The organism is Flavobacterium sp. Leaf359 (assembly GCF_001423985.1).
GTDB lineage: Bacteria > Bacteroidota > Bacteroidia > Flavobacteriales > Flavobacteriaceae > Flavobacterium > Flavobacterium lindanitolerans.
In genome coordinates, this window is sequence record NZ_LMPW01000001.1 from 451552 (window position 1) to 470211 (window position 18660).

An 18660-nucleotide genomic window follows, 5' to 3' on the forward strand; every position below is an offset into this window, starting at 1 on the left:
GAATACCGTGTTTAAAGCCATTTTCTACAAACGGAATCAGTAACAAAGGAGGAATGCGGCATTCCGGATTTTCGATATTTTTCTTAAAAAACACCTGCGCATCGCCTGAAATCCGCATGGTTTCTAAAGCAATAAAATTTTCTATGTAGGCTATTTCACGTTGCAATGCAATAGTTTCATTTTGGCTCTCATAGGTCATATAACGCATGAGTCCGCTCAATTGCTCAACAGCCGGAAGTGCTTTTTCTGATTTTTCGAATATCAGATAATAAATATTGTTCAGGGTATTAAATATAAAATGCGGATTGATTTGCGATTTCAGGAAATTGATTTCGGTCTCCCGCTTGCTTTCCAATAAAGCGAGTTGCTCTTTTTGCAGGCGTAACATGTTTACAATAAACCATAAGACAGAAGAAGCCATAATAGGAAGGCTGCTGTACGCTAAATTATCATAGATATAGTAAGTAACGGTTACTCCTTTGTAATAATTATGGAAACCAAACAGAATGTCAAACAAAACTTCTTCTATCAAATAGCGCATTCCGATAAAAATGATAAACAGGGCCAAAAATGACAATGCAATGCGTTTTACATTTTTTACATCAAAAAACTTTGGCATAAATACTAAGTAATTCAGGTAAAAAACAAAAATATAGATTGCTGTAAATGAGAGCATCAGGAGATATTCCGGTTTATTGAAATCGAAAGCCAGTATTGGAAAAGAAATTTTTTGTTGCTTAAAGTCGAATACAGTCAAATCCTGCATTATATAATACAACCAAAACAAAAGGTGTAGCAGAATCACATATTTTTTTTTCATTTCAGGGCTATTTTTGAGATTGGAAAAGTAGGGCATTACGCAATAAGAAAAAACTTTTTTTCGACAAACACTCCATTTTCTCCGACCAACCCATTGGTCGGATTTTTGACCGGGCTGGTCGAAATAAAAAAAATAAAAACAATAAAAGCCGAAGATTTGCTGAAAAATAATACACATGAAAACAGCATCACATTTTTTAGTTTGGATTTCAATTCTATTTACCACTTCACTTTTTGCACAGACACATGAAATAAAAGGCATAGCACAAGCCAATGGCGAGCCTGCAGCATTTTACGATGTTCTGTTGATAGCTAAAGATACTCTTAGAGGCAAGACTGCCGAAAATGGTTCTTTTGCCTTACAGGCACAAACGGGCAATTACCGTTTAGAGGTTTTGTATTTTGATGAAGTGGTATACAAACAAGAACTTTCGTTAAAGAGCAATACTGATTTAGGAGTGATTGCGTTTGAAAGCAAAACAAAACTCGATGAGGTGGTAATTGAAGCTCCTAAAAAACTGATGGAACGCAAAGCAGACCGTTTTGTATATCATGTAGCCAATGCAACATCATCTACAGGAGGTACTGCTATAGACGCACTCAGAACGACACCCGGTGTTACGGTGACCCAGGAAAGCATCAGCATTTCGGGTAAAAATTCGGTTATGGTGTTAATTGATGATAAGCCAACTTATATGGAACAGGCGGAACTGATGAATTATCTGGAGAGTATCAGCGCGTCGAACTTGTCAAAGATTGAAGTAATTACGACACCGCCAGCCAAATATCAGGCCGAAGGCAATAGCGGCATTATCAATATTGTTACGAAAAAGGTTAAGAAAGACAGTTGGAATGGGTTAATTGGCGGAGCTTATCAACGCGGACATAGAAATACACAACAGTACAATACCGCTTTCAACTTGCAAAAGAATAAGCTCACATTCAGAAGTTCTGCCAGCACAGGAATACGACGTTCATTAATCAATTGGGATAATGATATTTATTACTCTGATGCTTTTTGGCAGAATGAAAGCAGCTCCGATGGTAAAAACCGCTATTTCAACGGACAGTTGGCTCTGGATTATCAACTGACAAAAAAATGGACAATTGGCACAAAAGTTTCTGCCTACACTTCTAAATTTACGGATATGCAGCCACAGCTTACGACTATTTTTGACCAAAAAGGAGGAGCTATTCAGCAATTTATGAAGAATAATGCGACATCAAATGATAAAACCTATCAGCAGATTTACAACCTGTATTCAGAATATAAGCTGGATACTTTGGGCAAAAAAATGATGGTGGATGTTGATTTTGTGAACTATCACACGCCAACTTTTAATCGTTATGCCTATGCCAACTATAATCCGGCAAACGAACTGATTGCCAATTCCCAACATGCCGGTATTAATGATGTCGATATTAGAATACAAAATTTGTCGGCTAAAGTAGATTTTGAATTGCCAACCAAAATAGCCGATTTTACCGCTGGTGCCCGATTTTCCAATTCAAAATCTGATAACCTGATTAATGCTTTTAAACAGGACGAAAACGGTGAAATGGTATATGATACCAATCTGTCGAATTATTTTGAATACACCGAAAAGAATGAGGCATTGTATATTTCCGGAAATAAAAAGTTCAATGATAAATGGAACATTCAGGCGGGCTTACGTTTGGAAGCTACCCAGACGGATGGATATTCGAGAGAGGCCAATAACCGACATAAGAATGATTACCTGAAATTGTTCCCTACGTTGTATATTTTGCACCAGTTTACAGAAGATAAAAGCCTTGGATTCAATTATTCCCGCCGTATCCGCCGTCCGAGTTACGAAAGCCTGAATCCATTCCGTACGATAAACAACGAATTTAGTTACAATGAAGGAAATCCGTTTTTAAGACCGTCATTTACGCATAATTTTGAAGTGACATTTACGTATAAGACATTTGATTCACGACTCAGTTTTTCAAGTATGAGAGATGGCGTAAACCAGGCTTCTATCCTGAATCCGGATACCAAACAGAACAATTATATCTGGATGAATTATGTAAATGAAGACATGCTTAGCTTTACGCAGAGTTATACGGCAAAACCAACACCATGGTGGACCAGCGTAAATAGTCTTAGTTTGAGTTATTCCGAATCCGATATTGCAGTTTCTGACAGGAGAAATAAGGGAGCGTCTTCGTCTTTTTTCACAACCAATGATTTTACCTTAAACAAAAACAAAACGTTTTTCCTGAGTATTAGTTATTTTCAGAATTTTGGAGAAACTTTCCAAAACTCAAGCCTAAAACCGTATGCCAAATTTTATGCGACGGTAAAATACCAAATGCTGGATAAAAAATTAGAGTTAGGCATTAGCGGAACTGATATTTTTAACGGGCGTGAATATTCAAAACAGAATATGTATGGAGTAACTCAGGAATTTAAAAATGTTTGGGACACACAGCGCATCCGTTTTTCATTGACTTATCGTTTTGGTAATAGAAATCTTAAAACAAGCGAACGTCAATCTGGAAATTCTGAAGAGTTAAACAGATTGTAGCCAGAAGTGATAAGAATAACCCGTTGATTTGTCAACGGGTTTATTGCTTTTTCCGTATCGTCAATATATTGTTAGTCAAGGGATTTTGGTCTGGATCTAAATTAATAAGTAAATAAATCTTTTGGTAATTATGGAATAACAATCCATTTTGTTCCGGTACTTTGCACTACTATAGAACCGGTTGCTGAGGTAATAACTGATCCGTCTTTTGTAATATCTGTTCCGGTCGCATTCAGGTTTACAGAACCTCCTGTAACATCGCATACTATATTATAAATTCTTCCAACATTACTGCTGTCTGCTGTTGGAAGTGTTACTGTGATTCCGGAAACAGTATAAAGTACAGTATAATCTTTGTCTGTGAGCGAGTAATTGATATTGGTGCTTTTGATTGCCGCACTAAAAGAACCGGTAATTTGCAGTGTACTGTTTGGGGTTGTGTTGCCAATTCCTACATTAACCGCAGCAGAACCAGTTCCTCCCAATATCAGACTGTTATCTGCCTCAACCGTGGCCATGTAGCCAATAGCGGTTGCATTTTCTAAGTTATTTAGAGTACTGCCCGAAAATGAACCTACAAAAGTATTTCTGTTACCACTTAAAAGAGTTAAGCCGGCATTTTCACCTATACCAATATTGTGCTGACCACCATTTAGCACAGGCAGAACTCCAAAACCAATACCAATATTAGAAAAACTGCCAGTATTGCTTGACAGTGTTTGATTTCCAATGGCAATATTTACACTGCCAGATGTAGTTGCCTGTAATGCATTCCTACCAATGGCTATATTTAATTGACCGCTATCAATATTTGCAAGAGCAGATTCACCCATAGCTATATTGGCGACTCCTGAAGTAGTCTCATTCCCGCCTTCTAAAAAGATGTTTGGAAATAGCGGGTCACTGCTGGTATTCGAAAAATCTAATCTTCCCCGCTGTGTAATTCTTAGGCGTTCCGTATTATTTGTTCTGAAAGTGAGGTCTTGCGCGTCTGTAGTACCTAAAAAGTCCGCGTTGGCATCGGTTCCGGCATTTCCGGTTAATTGCCATCCATTACCGCGACCGTCCATGCGTTGCCATTTTCCAGCCAACCAGTAATAATAGCCAGGCGTAATGTCGGCTACAGTTGCGGTATTGAACAGGAGCAAACCATCTACGTTTCCTGTAGTAATTGTTGAGGTATCTGTTGAACCGGTTAGTGCTACTCTTGGAATCAGGATACCTTTGTCTGTAGCTGTAACATCCAGGGCAGTAGAAGCATCCGGGTTAATTGTTCCGATACCAATTTGGGCATATGCTGTCCCTAAAAAGACTAGCATAAGCATAGTCAAGTAGCTTTTGTTCATGGTTTCCTAAATTTAACTTGATAGTTGTTTGTTGGACAGAGATTATACAATTTCTATCCGTAAAAGTATCCATGAAGAAATCCATGGGGAGTAAGGAAACCGTTGTGTATAGCCATGGGGTAGGTGTATTACACAGCAGGTTAAATATTCTTTAGGGCTACTTTTTTCTATTGTAAAATTAGGAAAAAAATGAAATCACATATTGGGAATTGGATTTTTTTATTTGAAAAACAAGCGAAAATTTAGTTTTTCAATGCTGCTTTTAAACATAAAACAGCTTCCTCAAGTTCTGGTTCATTCATTGAGGCAAATCCAAAGCGAAAGGCATTTTCCTGAGTATGAATCCGTTTGATATGCAATTGATGGATTGATGTTAATTTATTTACAGAAAACATTGGATTTATTTTTATCCAGATTGCCATTCCGCCATCAGGGAGAGAGTAAGAAACAGAGTTGCCTAAATGTTTTTTTAGGAGCACATCCAGATAGTCTCTACGTTGATGATAGCTTTTTTTTGTTTTTTTAAGACATCTGCTCAAGTCTCCGTTTTTAATAAGTTCTGCCAATGCATTCTGCATATATCCGTCGCCTCCAAAGTCAATTTCTTCCCGAAGCATTGTGCATTGTTCAATAAAGTTTTTAGGCGCTATCATGAAACCAATACGTATTGAAGGTCCCAAAATTTTAGAAAAAGAGCCAATATAAATTATATTGCCGTTATGGCTTCCGCTGGCTATAGGCAAATAGGGAGAGGAAGCATAATGGTAATCGTAGTCATAATCATCTTCAATAATAGCAAAAGAATATTGATGGGAGAGTTCCAAAAGTTTCATTCTTCTTTGCACACTCAATGTCACGGTTGTTGGATAGTGGTGATGGGGAATAACATAAACTGCGGTTATTTTTTTCTTTTTGCATATTTTTTCCACTGCAGCCATATCCAGTCCATTTTCATCAACAGCGACTTCAATTAGCGTTGCTTTGGTTCTTGCAAATGTTTTGTTAGCTATAGGATAATCGGGATTACCGGTAATAATAGTAGCGTCTTTATCTAACAGCAATTGCGAAGCCAGATAAATACTCATCTGGGCGCCATGTGTAATTAACAGATTATCGGCTGTGATATTCAGTCCGCGGGTTTTGGATAAATAGTTGACGAGTTCATTTCTTAGTGTCAATGTGCCTTGCGTGGTTCCTACAATAGCATTTTTGACGGCATATTTCCGTGTTGTGTAGGACCTGTATATTTTTAACAGGTCTTCTATGGGTGAAAGTCTTATATCGGGATAGCCGTCATCAATAAGAATTTCAGGAGCGGTTAGTATTTTCTTATCAGACGTTTTTTCTTCTGCTTTATGAAAAGGAAGGCTGAAAGCATTTTGATAGGACGATGAGTTTTTTTCCTGACTCCAGTTCTTGGCTTTTAATACCGGAATCTGTTTCGATACAGTCACCTGTTTTCTTGGAATGACAACTATCCAGTCCTGGGCATGCAGTTCATCATAGGCTGCAATTACTGTTTTACGGTGTACGCCCAGTAATTTAGAAAGCTCCCTTGTTCCTGGCAAGGGAGTTCCGGCTTTTAATGTTCCCGTTCTTATTTCATTGATAATTGAGATGGCAATCTGTCTGTATAAAGGAGTCTTACTCTCTTTATCAAGGGTAATGATATTTTGAAACGGAAACATCTGGACTACTAATTAAGTTAAATCTGGATTACAAAGGTAGTCCAAATTGAAGATACTTTAGCCGGATAATTTAAATACATAACAACATGAATTATCAAATTAAAAAAGCAAGTCTGGAAGACTTGAATGAAACCGCCGTTTTGTTTAATCTCTACAGAGTTTTCTACCGGCAGGAATCCGATTTGGAAAGAGGCAAGACATTTTTAAAAGAAAGGTTCCTAAACAGCGAATCCGATATTTTTCTGGCTATAGTCGATGGTAAAGCAGTGGGATTTGTACAACTGTACAAACTTTTTCATTACACCAAACTACAGAAACAATGGTTATTAAGTGATTTGTTTGTACATCCGGATTACAGAGGGAAAGGACTTTCTGTAGCCTTAATTGACCGTAGTAAACAATGGTGTGAAGAAACCGGGGCTTGCGGATTAATGCTTGAAACAGAAAAGACAAACGATATTGGAAACCAACTCTATCCGCGTTGTGGATTCGAGTATGACGGATTGCATAATTACTACCATTGGTGGAAATAGGTAGAAGAACGGCAGATTAGTAATCTGCCGTTTTTAAATCATTTCAAAATTAGTACTGATAGCGCAGTTTTCGTGCCAATAAAAGTAACGAAGCCGGTACGAAAAGCGAAAGGAAGAGCAAAACAAATTTTATTACAGTAATCCATCCAAGCGACCCGGCTATAAAAGGATGTTGCTTCGGTAATTCGGAAAGGAGATAAAATACAGTTGCATTTTCAAGCATATCAAACCCAAACCATATCCACGGAAGTAACCCGGCTATTTTGAAGAAATATTTTGGAAGTTTTATCCGTTGCAATGTGAATTTGGAAAAAGTATGCAGAAATGCCAGCATAGATAAAGGAAAAACAACATCAATAGTATATGTAAAACGTTTATATACCTGTATTCCTATCTCGGTAAATGACTGCATATAGTGATATACTGCATCGCTCCCGAATATTGGCTTTTTGTCGAATATTTCCAGTCCGCCCAATAACATACTTACCTGTTTGGAGCCTGCGGGAATAGTAAAGGTATGTGTAATCACAAACACGATAAGAAAAATCAGGAAAACCAGTCCCAGTTTTTTTGCGCTCACCTTACCATCTGCAGGTGCTGTATCTTTATTATTACTCAGCAGTATTCCAAAAATAAGACCCAATAGAAAAATTGTGGGTATATAAAATAGGTGTTGAAAAGTCATAACCTTATATTTTTACCGTTTAATGAACACTTCAAAGAACAGTTATTTTTCCGGTAAAAAAATTGGTCTGCACCAACGTCAGAACCGCACGGTATTCATCAGCTTGCTAAAGTTGGTCGGGTCTATTGCCAGATAGGCGGCTATATATTTTTGGGGTACTTGTTGCAATAGGTGTGGACTCCTTTGGCAAAATATCTTAAAACGCTCTTCAATAGTAGTAGAGCGGAGTTCCATCTGTCTGTTGAGAAGACCTATAGACAGGTTCTCAGATAATTTTCGGAATAGCCGTTCTACCTGTCGGGACTGCTCAAAAATTTCCTGTAAAGCAGCATAGCTCAGATAGCTTAACGTACTGTCTGTAATACAGGTTACATTATAGGTTGATGGTTTCTGAAAAATAAACGATTCCATTACCACACAGAGGTTTGGAGGATAGGCAAAGCCCAGAATATTGGTTTTACCCTGTGTATCAAAGTTATACATCTGGATGCCTTTTTCAACAAAGTAGATATTGCGCTGTGTTTCGCCCTCGCACACTATATAATCGCCTTTTTTGAAGTGCTTCGTCTGGAAATCTTTTGTCAGAAGCTCAAAATCACTAGGGGCAAAAACAGGATGTACCGTGCAGAAATAGTTATATAATGAGTTCATAATACAAATTAAAAAAACAAAAGAATCATTACCCGCAATATAGGATATAAAAAGGATGTAAAATTGTAGTTGTAGTATAAATTACTCCTGTTTGCGTATTAGTGCCCAGAAGCAACTTTTTTATTTTTACATTTACCCAAAACCAAAATAAACTATGTATAGAGCTTTTTACTGTTTAGGATTTTTGTTATCGATTAGCTTGAATGCACAAACCAGCAATGTCGTATCCTGGCTAAATACCAACGCAATTGTTGTTGAAGATGCAAATCCTGATACAGAGCTAGTGGCATTTACACAGAATGAACCTCAAGGCTTTAAAGAAGCAAGAATTTATGGGTTTGGTGAAGCTACCCATCATGCTAAAGAATTTTTTGACCTGAAAGCCAAGTTTTTTAAATACCTGGTTGAGCACAATGGTGTGAGGATTTTTATTATGGAGGAAAGTTATCAGGCTGAACAAGCTATTAATGAATGGATAAGTGGCGGTCCTGGAGATAAAGCTAGTCTTATAAAAAATTTTAGACATTTTTTATGGCGTACTACTGAAGTAGCTGATTTGCTGGAATGGATGCGTGATTACAATCAGGGAAAACCCCGGGAGGCACAGATACGATTTTATGGAATAGATAACCAAATGGGAGATGATATTAATAAAAGGCTAAGAAGCTACGTTCAAAAGTATAATATTAATATTGATGAAAACCTGTTAGCAGCAGCAGACAGTTGTTCGGTAGCAGAATATGGGCATGTAAAAATAAAGGAATGGGCAAAGAAAATGCAACCGAAACTACAGCAGTTAACCCAATTGCTAGAACAGGATTCAACACGCTTAAAGGCTGCAAATGCAAATGAATATATTGATATGATGCGAGGGTTGGGCTATCTGGAAGATTATACAGCTTATATTTCATGGCCGGCTGCAGATGTGCGTGATAATGCAATGTATGAGAATGTTTTAAAGATAATGAATATAGAAGTGCCAGATAGTAAGGTATTTATATGGGCACATAATGAGCATATAAATAAAAAAGATTTGGGTATGACGGTACCAAGCTTGGGCAGCAGGCTTAAAGAACACTTTAAGGATGACTATTATGCTATGGGATTTGATTTTGGAAGCGGTAAGATGTTGGGCTTTATTATTAAAAATGAGCAGGTATTAGGATCGGAATACCGTCTACTTGACAAACCTTATAATAAAACGTATGCAGAAACTTTTTTTCAAGCCCAGCCTGATATCTATTTTGTTGATATTGCCACAGCTGTTAAAAATCCTGAGATGAAAAAATTCTTTGGTACTAAAATGAAGCAGCTTTTTATAGGGGGACCAGGATTTGACCCGAAGGACCCGAAGTTTTTTTCAAGAAAATATGAGGAAACCTATGATGGTATTATTTTCTTGAAAAAAATTTCACCTAGTGTTCGTCAAAAACAAACATAGAAACAATTTGTATATTTGGAGGTGTCAGTAAGAACAAAAAACCTGTAAATCTTATGGTTTACAGGTTTTAAAACTAGATTGTGTTTGAGCTTCAGTAACTAATTCTTTTTTGTCCAAATAGAACCATTTTTAGTTGTCAGCTTCTCTAATTTGCCTTTTGCTACAAGTTCATTTAATTGCTTTTCGCTATCTGCTCTTGGTGTTCCGGAAAGTTCAGAAAATTCTTTTGCCGTTAAAGAAGGATATTTTGAAAAAAGCACTTCCCAATTTTTATAATACTCGCTTTTGGTAGCTTTTGAGTGAAGTTTTAAAATAGCACTTTCATAAAATACATATGGTTTTGAACCATAAACGGTTTCCTTCTGTCCTGTTGCATCTATAAAGAAGATAGTTGGAAATCCTCTGACACCATTTTGTTTTGCAAAATGCAAATCTTCCTCAAAAAGTACTTTGGCTTTGCCATTAAAATCGGTTGTAAATTGTTTTACATCCAATCCCACTTTTTTAGCGGCTATTTCTAAATTTTCCCATTTGGCAATGTTCTTTTTTTGCAGGAAAACCATTTCCCGGATTTCCCTTAAAAATTGAATAGCTTTTTCTTTGCCCTGCATTTCTGCGGCTTTAAAAGCTATCGATGGCGGATAGGAGGATGGTAGCGGGTCTTCCAACCAAACATCACCATCAATTGGCATATCATAATAAAGACTCACTTCATCCCAATGATGTGCTACATCAGAAGGTTTGCTGATACCGCCGCTGTTATAGCTCCAATCCGGTAATAAACCACCCATTCGGTACTCAATTTCGATACTATTACCGTATTCCAATTTTAGTTTTCGGATTTGTGGTTCTATTCCCCAGCAAGAAGAACAAATAGGGTCTGTGAAATAAATAACCTTTACTGGTTTTTGGGTGTTTTGCGTTACAACTTTTCCTGATTCTGCATTATCGGGTATTCCACAAATACCTTCAACAGGATCACATAATAGGGGGTTGGTATTGTTTTCCATTTTTTTATCTGTTTGAGCCTGACAACCGAAGTTAGCCAGCATTAATACTAGTACTGTTATAGATTTTAATTTCATTTTTTTTGAATACTATTTCAGAATAGGCTTACAATTTATACCCACAAAACTACGCTACATTCGATGTATATTTGCTATGGGTTTCCCTTTGGAAACTACTTTCCTTTTAGAAAGTGTCTGATGGATTGCATAACTTTGTAAAACATACATTTAATTCAAAAACGATGAAAAAAACCGCCGAAATAAATGCTACACCTATTTGTCAGGTTCGAATGCAAGCTATTAGTGATACGATGAGCCTGTTATCCGGAAAGTGGAAATTTCATATATTGGGAACACTAATAGAAGGCAATACATTGGGATTTATGGACCTGTTACGGGAAATCAACGGAATCGGAACAAAAATGCTCTCAAAGGAACTTCAGGATTTGGAAGTAAATAATTTAGTCAATCGAAGAGTAATGAACACAAAACCAATAACCGTTGAATATTCAATTACAGAATATGGCAAGACACTTTCGCCATTAATTGATGAAATGGCAAAATGGGGAATTGATTACAGGAAGAAGGTTTATTTTCAAGAGGTCTAAGGTACTGAGGCTCTAAGTGGCTAAGGTTAGGTGTTTCATTAATAAATATTATTTTCCTTTATCAGTATAGATTCCTAACGCTCCACTTTTAATATCTTTTAATGTAAGTTTGTTTTCCGTTCCGGGTAAGTAGGTTGTTTTTAATTCTATTATAACAGCGAAAGGCTTTGAGTCTTTATAAATAGTATCATTTTGTATTTTTAAATTTTGATGTTCAAAACTTAAAAAATCTCCAATATGATAACCTCCTGCGTATTTCCAATTGCTGTTTATTTTTTCTTCTCTGGATTCGCAACTGCATAAAGCCAGAAAAAATAGAGTTATAAATAATGTATAAGATTTCATTTTGAGCCATATTGGTTAATGCTTACGGCTAGCTAATTACTTTATCAGTTCCATAGCTTTTTCAAGATCACAATCTTTTTTAGTTATAATGTCTGATGGAGCATACTCCACTTTGTAATCCGGCATAATTCCCCGACCACGAATTGAATTTAGGGCTACAGATTCGACACGCATCCAGGGGAAGTCAATCCTTATCTTGGTGTTTGGTAACGTTAATTCCTGCATGACCATACCATTGCATCCTTCTTCACTGCCGGCAGTTTCTCTCCCAATGAATTTTACATTTTTACGTTGTGATTTAAGCGCTGCTGTAAAAAGAGCACCCGAAGAAAAAGTGGCTCCATCAATTAAGACATATAAATTGCCATCAAAATGATACTCTTTTGCTAACGGAAGCGGACCGTATACTGTGCCCATTGCAGGTGTCGTCTCTACATGATACCATAAACCTTCTTTATTGGTGATTTTATATCCCTGTAAAAAATCATTGGTACGATCTTTATCAAAATAGTTGGCAGACTTATTAAAATCCGGGTTTTGTAACCGCGACTTGACATCTTTAATGATAGAAAAAGGTGAGTCTGCGAGATAGGACAACAATTGAATTGCAACACGGATGTCACCTCCCGTATTGTGTCGCATATCCAGTATCAGATTCTTTATTTTTTTAGACTCGATCTGCTTAAAAGCCTCTTTATAAGTAATGGTGTCCTGATAGGAGAAAGGCTTTGTCTCAAATAATGCAGTCTGAGAATCATTAAAAAACCGAAGCTTAAGATTTCCTGTGTTTTTTGCCGTAGTCCAGTTTGTATAATTATCAAGAAGCGAAGCTTGGGGGTCGTTCAAGATTATTTCATCTGTATCTATAGTCAAATCTTTAAGTTCGCCTTGCCTGGTTCGTATCTGCATTTTATAAGCACCTTTCCAATGGTAATATTTATTGCAGGCGTCCGCAAAACCGCCGTATTCACTTAAAAACAATTCTTTAAAGGTTTGATTATATCCGTCAGTAGAATACAAGTCAAAACCATGTTTGATAATTTCTTTTACAACAACGTCATTGATACTGATAATTTCATCCCCGGTTCGTAATACCTCTGTTTGATGGGTAGTTATAAAAACCTTACCATTAGTGACAAGTACTTCAAATGGTATATAGGCAGGATGCAGACCCTGAGGATCTTTATGTCCTACAGAATGTTTTATCTGTGTATGCCCACATCTTAATTTACAGATAAATGGGTATAGCTGAGAAATAAATTCACTTTCATATAACGGTTTACTGATTGATGAATAGGTCTGATCATAAACTTTGCGGAGACTGTCAGCTGAGGTATAATAATTATATCCCGGATGCATCTCTTTTATTGCCGACCACAGGATAGCCATATCGGCCTGCATATTTTTTACAGAGAGCTTTGTTGCAACACTCTCTTTTTCAGAAGATTTATGACTTCTTTCCTGGCCTTTAACGGGTAGAGTAGCCCCTATAAATAAAGTAATAACGATTATATTGAATAGAGTTTTATATTTTGTGTCTGGTTTCATTATTTAAGGCTATGGTTATTGATAATTCTTATCTGTTTAATTTAGAGTAGATTACAGTGTCAATAAATTCTCCGTTATAAAATTCATTTTCCTTAAAATGTGCTTCCTTAACAAAACTGCATTTTTCCAATACTTTGGCCGACGCTATATTTTCAGGATCAATCATTGCCTCGATAGAATGTAATCCCATTTTAGTAAACCCATAGTCGACAACCCCATTAATGGCTTCGGTAACATAACCTTTTCCATGAAAGTCAGGAAGCAGCATATAGCCAATTTCTGCCCGGTAATGTTCCGGCTTCATACGGAAATAGCCAATAGTTCCTATCATTTTAGGATTGTCTTTCAGCGTAATGGCCCAGTTAATCATCTCATTGTTGCTGATTTTTTCATCCATCATTTTGAAGTGTTCTGTTGCTTCTTCAAGTGATGTAGCTACCGGACGCGGAATATATTTCATGATGTTTGGGTCAGAACGTAGTGCAAATAGTTCATTGACGTCATTTAAATCAGCACGTCGGAGTTTCAGCCTCTGGGTTTCCAATTCAGGAAAATCTGAAAAATTTATGATAAGCATTTTTCGTTTTGTATTTCTGTAAAGTTATAGTTTTTTCGTTTAGAAACTAAGTGGCAGTTCCAAACTTCAACTTGATAGCTATAAAAATAAAACCCCGCTAAAAGCGGGGTTTTAAGTTTAAGCCAGAGTAATTTATAAAAATTAGTTCTTTTTAAGAGCCAGTTTTTTAGTAACACTCTTATTCTGGTAATCTATTTTCACATAATAAATACCTTCTGCAAAACTATCTATCGATAAATCCGATTTTGACAGAGATGGTTTGAAAGTGGTGATTACTCTTCCAAGGTTATCTGTAATTGTAATGTTATCAGCTATTACACTTCCGGTTTCTACAGTAAACTGACCATAACTTGGGTTAGGATAAATAGTAACATTATTTTGAGCAAACTGATCAATACCAAGAGGATTTCTACAAGTAACTGATTTAACTCGAACGGCATCCTGAGAACCACAGTTTGCATTAGTATGTACATAATAACGGATAACACCCACATTGCTGCCAGATGACCAGTTCAATGGCGAAGGTCCGCTTGCCAAAACGGTCATTCCATTATCATCTGTGATAGTAATATAATCCGTTGCTACTGAAGTTGAGAAGGTATATTGCTGACCATAATTGATGTAAATTTTTGTAAACTCACCGGCAAAACCTTGAGAAACTACCTCTGCAGATCCCATACAGGCTATTTGAATTGCTTCTGCAGGATTAGGTCCAAATGTAGCACCATTACATCCAACAGCAGGGATAGCATCAAAACTTCCGCCATAAACCCAGTCTCCTTTTGTAGAACCACAATTAGCTCGTATCCAATAGCTGTAATTTGTTGCAGGACTTAGTCCGCTAACAACCATTGAAGTGTAGTTATTAGAAACCGTATGTGTTGGTGTGCTATTGTATGTTGGAGCAGTATTGCTTTGCACCACATATAAGTCATATCCTGACGAAGGTGTTGGTGATGGAGCAGTCCATCTGATCAGGGCAGAGTTTGATGTTACATTAGATACCGAAACGTTGCTTGGCAGACCGCAACCTCCGATAGGAGTACTGCTGCAGTTAACCGATTTTACTCTGATGGCATCTTCAGCTCCACAGTTTGCATTGCTATGTACATAAAAACGGATAGATCCTACATTGCTTCCTGATGACCAGCTTAGTGGTGTAGTTCCACTTGCATAAACTGTCATTCCAGTAGCATCCGTAATGGTGATATAATCTGTTGCTATTGAACTTGAGAATACATAATACTGACCAAAATTGATGTAAATTTTTGTAAACTGCCCGGCAAGACCTTCAGCAACTATCTCAGGGCTTCCGGTACAAGGGATTTGAAGCGTTTCTGTAGGGTAAGAGCCATATATAGCGCCATTACAACCAACAGCAGGAATAGCATCAAAACTTCCGCCATAAACCCAGTTTCCTCTTGTGGAACCGCAATTTGCACGTACCCAATAGTTATAATTGGTTGCAGGACTCAATCCGGTAATAAGTCTTGAGTTGGTAGAAGACAAGTGTGTAGGATTACTGTTTGCCGTTGGAGCAGTATTGCTTTGTACAACATACAAGTCATATCCCATAGGAGCAGGAGTTGGAGCCGTCCAGATAATTCGGGCTGAGTTTGATGTTACATCGGTTACTGAAAGGTTAGAAGGTGCACCGCAACTTGGGGTAGCGTCAACACACTTGATAGAACGTACTCTATCTGTGTTTGCAGTTCCACAGCTCGCATTGGTATTCAAGTGGTATCTTACAACTCCTGAAGTAGAACCAGAGTTCCAGTTTAAAGGCGTTACTCCGCTAGCCAAAACTACCGTTCCATTCGCATTTGTAATGGTAATATAATCTGTAGCAACAGAACTTGTAAATGTGTACTGTTTGTTATCCATTATATTGACATTTGAATATTCTCCTGCCCAGGAGTCAGAAGCGATTTGTTCATTAGCTCCGGTACACGCTGGCGTGAAAGTTGCATTAGGATACAATCCGTTAGTAGCACCGTTACAGTTTAGAGCAGCAATAGTCGTAAAACTTCCACCAGATACCCATGCACTTTTTGTACCACCACAATTGGATCTGATCCAGTAATAGTAAGTTGTAGAAGCATCCAATCCTCTTAAAACACCCACACCGGCAGTAGTACTTGTAACAGTAGCTGCAGTATTGGCATTTGGTGCCGTATTTGTAGTAACGATATAAATATCGTATGAAGCAGGTGCAGTTGCAGGCGCAGTCCAGGTTAATCGGATTGAGTTTGATGTTATGTTGGTAACCGATAAAGCACTTGGCACACCACAACCTCCTGTTGGAGCATCAACACACATAACAGAACGCGTTCTATTTGTGTTTGCAGTTCCACAGCTAGCATTCGTATTCAAATGATATCTTACAACTCCTGTAGTAGAACCTGAAGTCCAGTTTAAAGGAGTTACTCCACTTGCCAAAACTGTTGTTCCGGCAGCATTTGTAATAGTAATATAGTCTGTAGCAACCGAGCTTGTAAAAGTATATTGCTTATTTGCCACTACATTCACATTTGAGTATTCTCCTGCCCAGCAGTCAGTAGCTATTGGTTCATTAGCTCCTGTACATGCAGGTGTGAAAGTTGCATTAGGATACAATCCGTAGATAGCACCGTTACAGTTCAGGGCTGCAATGGTTGTAAAATTTCCGCCAGATACCCAGGCACTCTTTGTAGATCCACAATTGGATCTGATCCAGTAGTAATAAGTTGTAGAACCTTCCAATCCGCTTAAAACGTCAACTCCGGCAGTAGTGCTTGTAACAGTAGCAGCCGTATTTGCAGTAGGAGCCGTATTGGCAGTAACAATATAAAGATCGTATGAAGTAGGTGCTGTTGCAGGTGCAGTCCAGCTTAATCGGCTTGAATTTGAAGTTATGTTTGAAACCGATAAAGCAGTTGGCACACCACAAGTTGGTTCCGCAGCTGTACATTTTATGTAACGTTGTCTGTTGATGTTTTGTGTACCACAACTTGAATTAGTGTGTATGTAGTACCTGATAACACCAGACGTAGAACCTGAATTCCAAACTAATGGAGAAGGACCGGTAGCTATTGCTGCATTTCCAACCGGATTCGCAATAGTGATATAATCATTTACATTCGAACTTGAAAAAGTATATTGTTTATTTGCCGTTACATTGACATTTGAATATTCGCCGGCATAGGCGTCGTTAACAATCATTTCAAGAGAGCCGGAGCAGGCAGGAGTAAATGTAGTTTGTGGATGAAGCTCTCCAACGGTACATCCTCCTACAACACCACCACATTTAATCGATTTGATTCTTGCTGTATTCTGTGTACCGCAAGAAGAATTGGTATGCAGGTAATATCTGATAGTTGCCCAGTTGGAGTTGTTAACCCATACTAACGGAGTTTGTCCGGAAGCATAAATGGTAGCTCCGGTAGGATCAGTAATAGTAATAAAATCTGTTGATACAGAACTGGTGAATGTGTATTGCTCATTAGGAGTTACATATACGTTTGTATATTCACCTGCATGGGCATCGGCAGCAATTTGCTGAACAGTTCCGTTACAGGTTACATTGACAGTGGCTTCAGGATACAGTCCAAAAGGAGCACCGTTACAGCCTGCAGTACCCGTTCCGGAAGCAGTAGTCGTAAAAGAGCCACCAGGAACCCAAACTCCTCTATCGGAAACACATTGAGTACGTACCCAGTAGTAGTGTGTTGTATTAGGAGCTAATCCTGATACTTGAGCTTCTCTGGAACCGTTAGCCTCCGTAGTTGGAATTGTATTCGTAACAGGAGAAATTCCAGTAGTGTTTACATAAACATCATAGGATGTAATCTGCCCTATAATTTGAGCGTTCCAACTCACTTTACAAGAGTTTGATGTGATATTCGAAACCGAAAGTGTATTAGGCGAATCACAGGAACTGTCTATTGTGGTAGTTTTTAAATATACTTGTCTATCTGTTATATCACCACTCTCGCACTGTGAGCCGGTGTGAATGTAATAACGAATCGTCTGAGGATAAGGAGGTGTAAAGTTCAGACCATTCGAACCCGAGAGTCCGCTCACAAATACCTGTGCACCATTAGCATCGGCAATTGTGATATAATCTGTGGCACGTGTGCTTTTGAATGTATATCGCGTAGCCGTTGAAAATGTTTTTATCAACAGATATTCGCCCGGACGTATCCCATTGAAGATAATACGTTCATTGTTGTCATAAACGGGGGTAATTGCTTGGGAGGAAGTCAGACTTCCGTAAGTGCATTGCGCACTGACCTTCTGGATAAAGCATATAAGTGCCAGAAGGTACAGAAAAGTAATTTTTGTTTTCATAGTTTATATTTAAGGTTTGCTTTTAAATTTTCAGAGGCTAATTTAACCGACGTTATTTTGACCGTAAGGACTTCTAATTTCATAGTTTAGGGTTTTTTCAGCATACAATAATAAATCAAAGAAAAATCATAATCTCAACTGATGTATAAGCGAAGCTTTTTTGGATATTAACGTAGTAATCCGGTGTAGCATCGTTTTATGAAAAAAAGAAGCTCGCATTTTTTTGGACAATTACACTAACATCTGCAAAGAATAGACTGCCTGATTTCAACTCGTTTCAAAGCGACCAGGAAATCAGAAATTGGAAAAAAAAATTTTGATGACCAGAAGTCAGGGGAGATGTCGACAAGAGTTCGGTAGGATCGAAGGGTAGTTTGTCGGATTGATAGGTTTTAGGCATTGGGCTTGTTGATTTGGCTGGAAAATTAATATTAATCTTTTTAAAATGCTAAAAAAATCTTAATAAAATTTGTCAACGACTTAGAGGGGAATTGAGTATTTTAGTTAAATTCGCCAGCAGTCGATATTCGT

General features: G+C 37.7%; 14 protein-coding genes. 4 read left to right on the plus strand and 10 right to left on the minus strand.

Annotated features, from left to right (window positions below; translation table 11 throughout):
- A partial coding sequence (locus ASG38_RS02025; protein WP_162239637.1) for a sensor histidine kinase occupies positions 1 to 820 on the minus strand: 820 nt, incomplete at its 3' end.
- Positions 821 to 995: 175 nt separating this feature from the next.
- Here ASG38_RS02025 and ASG38_RS02030 point away from each other — a divergent pair.
- The gene (locus tag ASG38_RS02030) at positions 996 to 3371 is read left to right on the plus strand and encodes an outer membrane beta-barrel family protein (protein WP_056066402.1); all 2376 of its coding nucleotides are present in this window, start codon (positions 996 to 998) and stop codon (positions 3369 to 3371) included.
- Between the two features lie 128 nt (positions 3372 to 3499).
- On the opposite strand, the gene ASG38_RS02035 is transcribed toward ASG38_RS02030, so the two are convergent.
- Together ASG38_RS02035 and ASG38_RS02040 are read right to left on the minus strand one after the other, a co-directional pair.
- Positions 3500 to 4717, minus strand: a complete 1218-nt coding sequence (locus tag ASG38_RS02035) for a hypothetical protein (protein WP_056066405.1) — start codon at positions 4715 to 4717, stop codon at positions 3500 to 3502.
- 242 nt (positions 4718 to 4959) lie between these two features.
- The gene (locus ASG38_RS02040) at positions 4960 to 6405 is read right to left on the minus strand and encodes a PLP-dependent aminotransferase family protein (RefSeq protein ID WP_056066408.1); all 1446 of its coding nucleotides are present in this window, start codon (positions 6403 to 6405) and stop codon (positions 4960 to 4962) included.
- 86 nt (positions 6406 to 6491) lie between these two features.
- Here ASG38_RS02040 and ASG38_RS02045 point away from each other — a divergent pair, with 86 nt between their 5' ends.
- A complete protein-coding gene (locus ASG38_RS02045) occupies positions 6492 to 6938 on the plus strand; it encodes a GNAT family N-acetyltransferase (RefSeq protein ID WP_056066411.1) in 447 nt (148 codons plus the stop codon).
- A 49-nt stretch (positions 6939 to 6987) separates the two neighbouring features.
- Here ASG38_RS02045 and ASG38_RS02050 read toward each other — a convergent pair whose 3' ends face one another.
- Both ASG38_RS02050 and ASG38_RS02055 read right to left on the minus strand, forming a co-directional pair.
- Entirely contained in the window at positions 6988 to 7623 is a 636-nt protein-coding gene (locus ASG38_RS02050) for a hypothetical protein (protein WP_056066414.1), read from the minus strand.
- Between the two features lie 78 nt (positions 7624 to 7701).
- Positions 7702 to 8274, minus strand: coding sequence for a Crp/Fnr family transcriptional regulator (locus tag ASG38_RS02055; protein ID WP_056066417.1), 573 nt, complete (start codon positions 8272 to 8274; stop codon positions 7702 to 7704).
- Between the two features lie 154 nt (positions 8275 to 8428).
- Between ASG38_RS02055 and ASG38_RS02060 the strand changes: the two genes are divergently transcribed.
- On the plus strand, positions 8429 to 9715 hold the full coding sequence (locus tag ASG38_RS02060) for an erythromycin esterase family protein (RefSeq protein ID WP_056066419.1): 1287 nt from the start codon (positions 8429 to 8431) through the stop codon (positions 9713 to 9715).
- Positions 9716 to 9813: 98 nt separating this feature from the next.
- On the opposite strand, the gene ASG38_RS02065 is transcribed toward ASG38_RS02060, so the two are convergent.
- Positions 9814 to 10725: a ClpXP adapter SpxH family protein gene (locus tag ASG38_RS02065; protein WP_056066751.1), complete on the minus strand. Its 912-nt coding sequence runs from the start codon at positions 10723 to 10725 to the stop codon at positions 9814 to 9816.
- A gap of 239 nt (positions 10726 to 10964) precedes the next feature.
- Between ASG38_RS02065 and ASG38_RS02070 the strand changes: the two genes are divergently transcribed.
- The gene (locus ASG38_RS02070) at positions 10965 to 11330 is read left to right on the plus strand and encodes a helix-turn-helix domain-containing protein (protein ID WP_056066423.1); all 366 of its coding nucleotides are present in this window, start codon (positions 10965 to 10967) and stop codon (positions 11328 to 11330) included.
- A gap of 48 nt (positions 11331 to 11378) precedes the next feature.
- On the opposite strand, the gene ASG38_RS02075 is transcribed toward ASG38_RS02070, so the two are convergent.
- From ASG38_RS02075 to ASG38_RS02090, 4 genes are all read right to left on the minus strand, one after another.
- Positions 11379 to 11675: a hypothetical protein gene (locus ASG38_RS02075; RefSeq protein WP_056066427.1), complete on the minus strand. Its 297-nt coding sequence runs from the start codon at positions 11673 to 11675 to the stop codon at positions 11379 to 11381.
- Between the two features lie 36 nt (positions 11676 to 11711).
- Positions 11712 to 13223: a S41 family peptidase gene (locus ASG38_RS02080; RefSeq protein ID WP_056066429.1), complete on the minus strand. Its 1512-nt coding sequence runs from the start codon at positions 13221 to 13223 to the stop codon at positions 11712 to 11714.
- Between the two features lie 28 nt (positions 13224 to 13251).
- Positions 13252 to 13800 (minus strand): GNAT family N-acetyltransferase, encoded by a 549-nt coding sequence (locus ASG38_RS02085; RefSeq protein ID WP_056066432.1) that lies wholly within the window; start codon positions 13798 to 13800, stop codon positions 13252 to 13254.
- A 141-nt stretch (positions 13801 to 13941) separates the two neighbouring features.
- Positions 13942 to 18129: a fibronectin type III domain-containing protein gene (locus ASG38_RS02090; RefSeq protein WP_056066435.1), complete on the minus strand. Its 4188-nt coding sequence runs from the start codon at positions 18127 to 18129 to the stop codon at positions 13942 to 13944.
- Positions 18130 to 18660 lie beyond the last annotated feature (531 nt).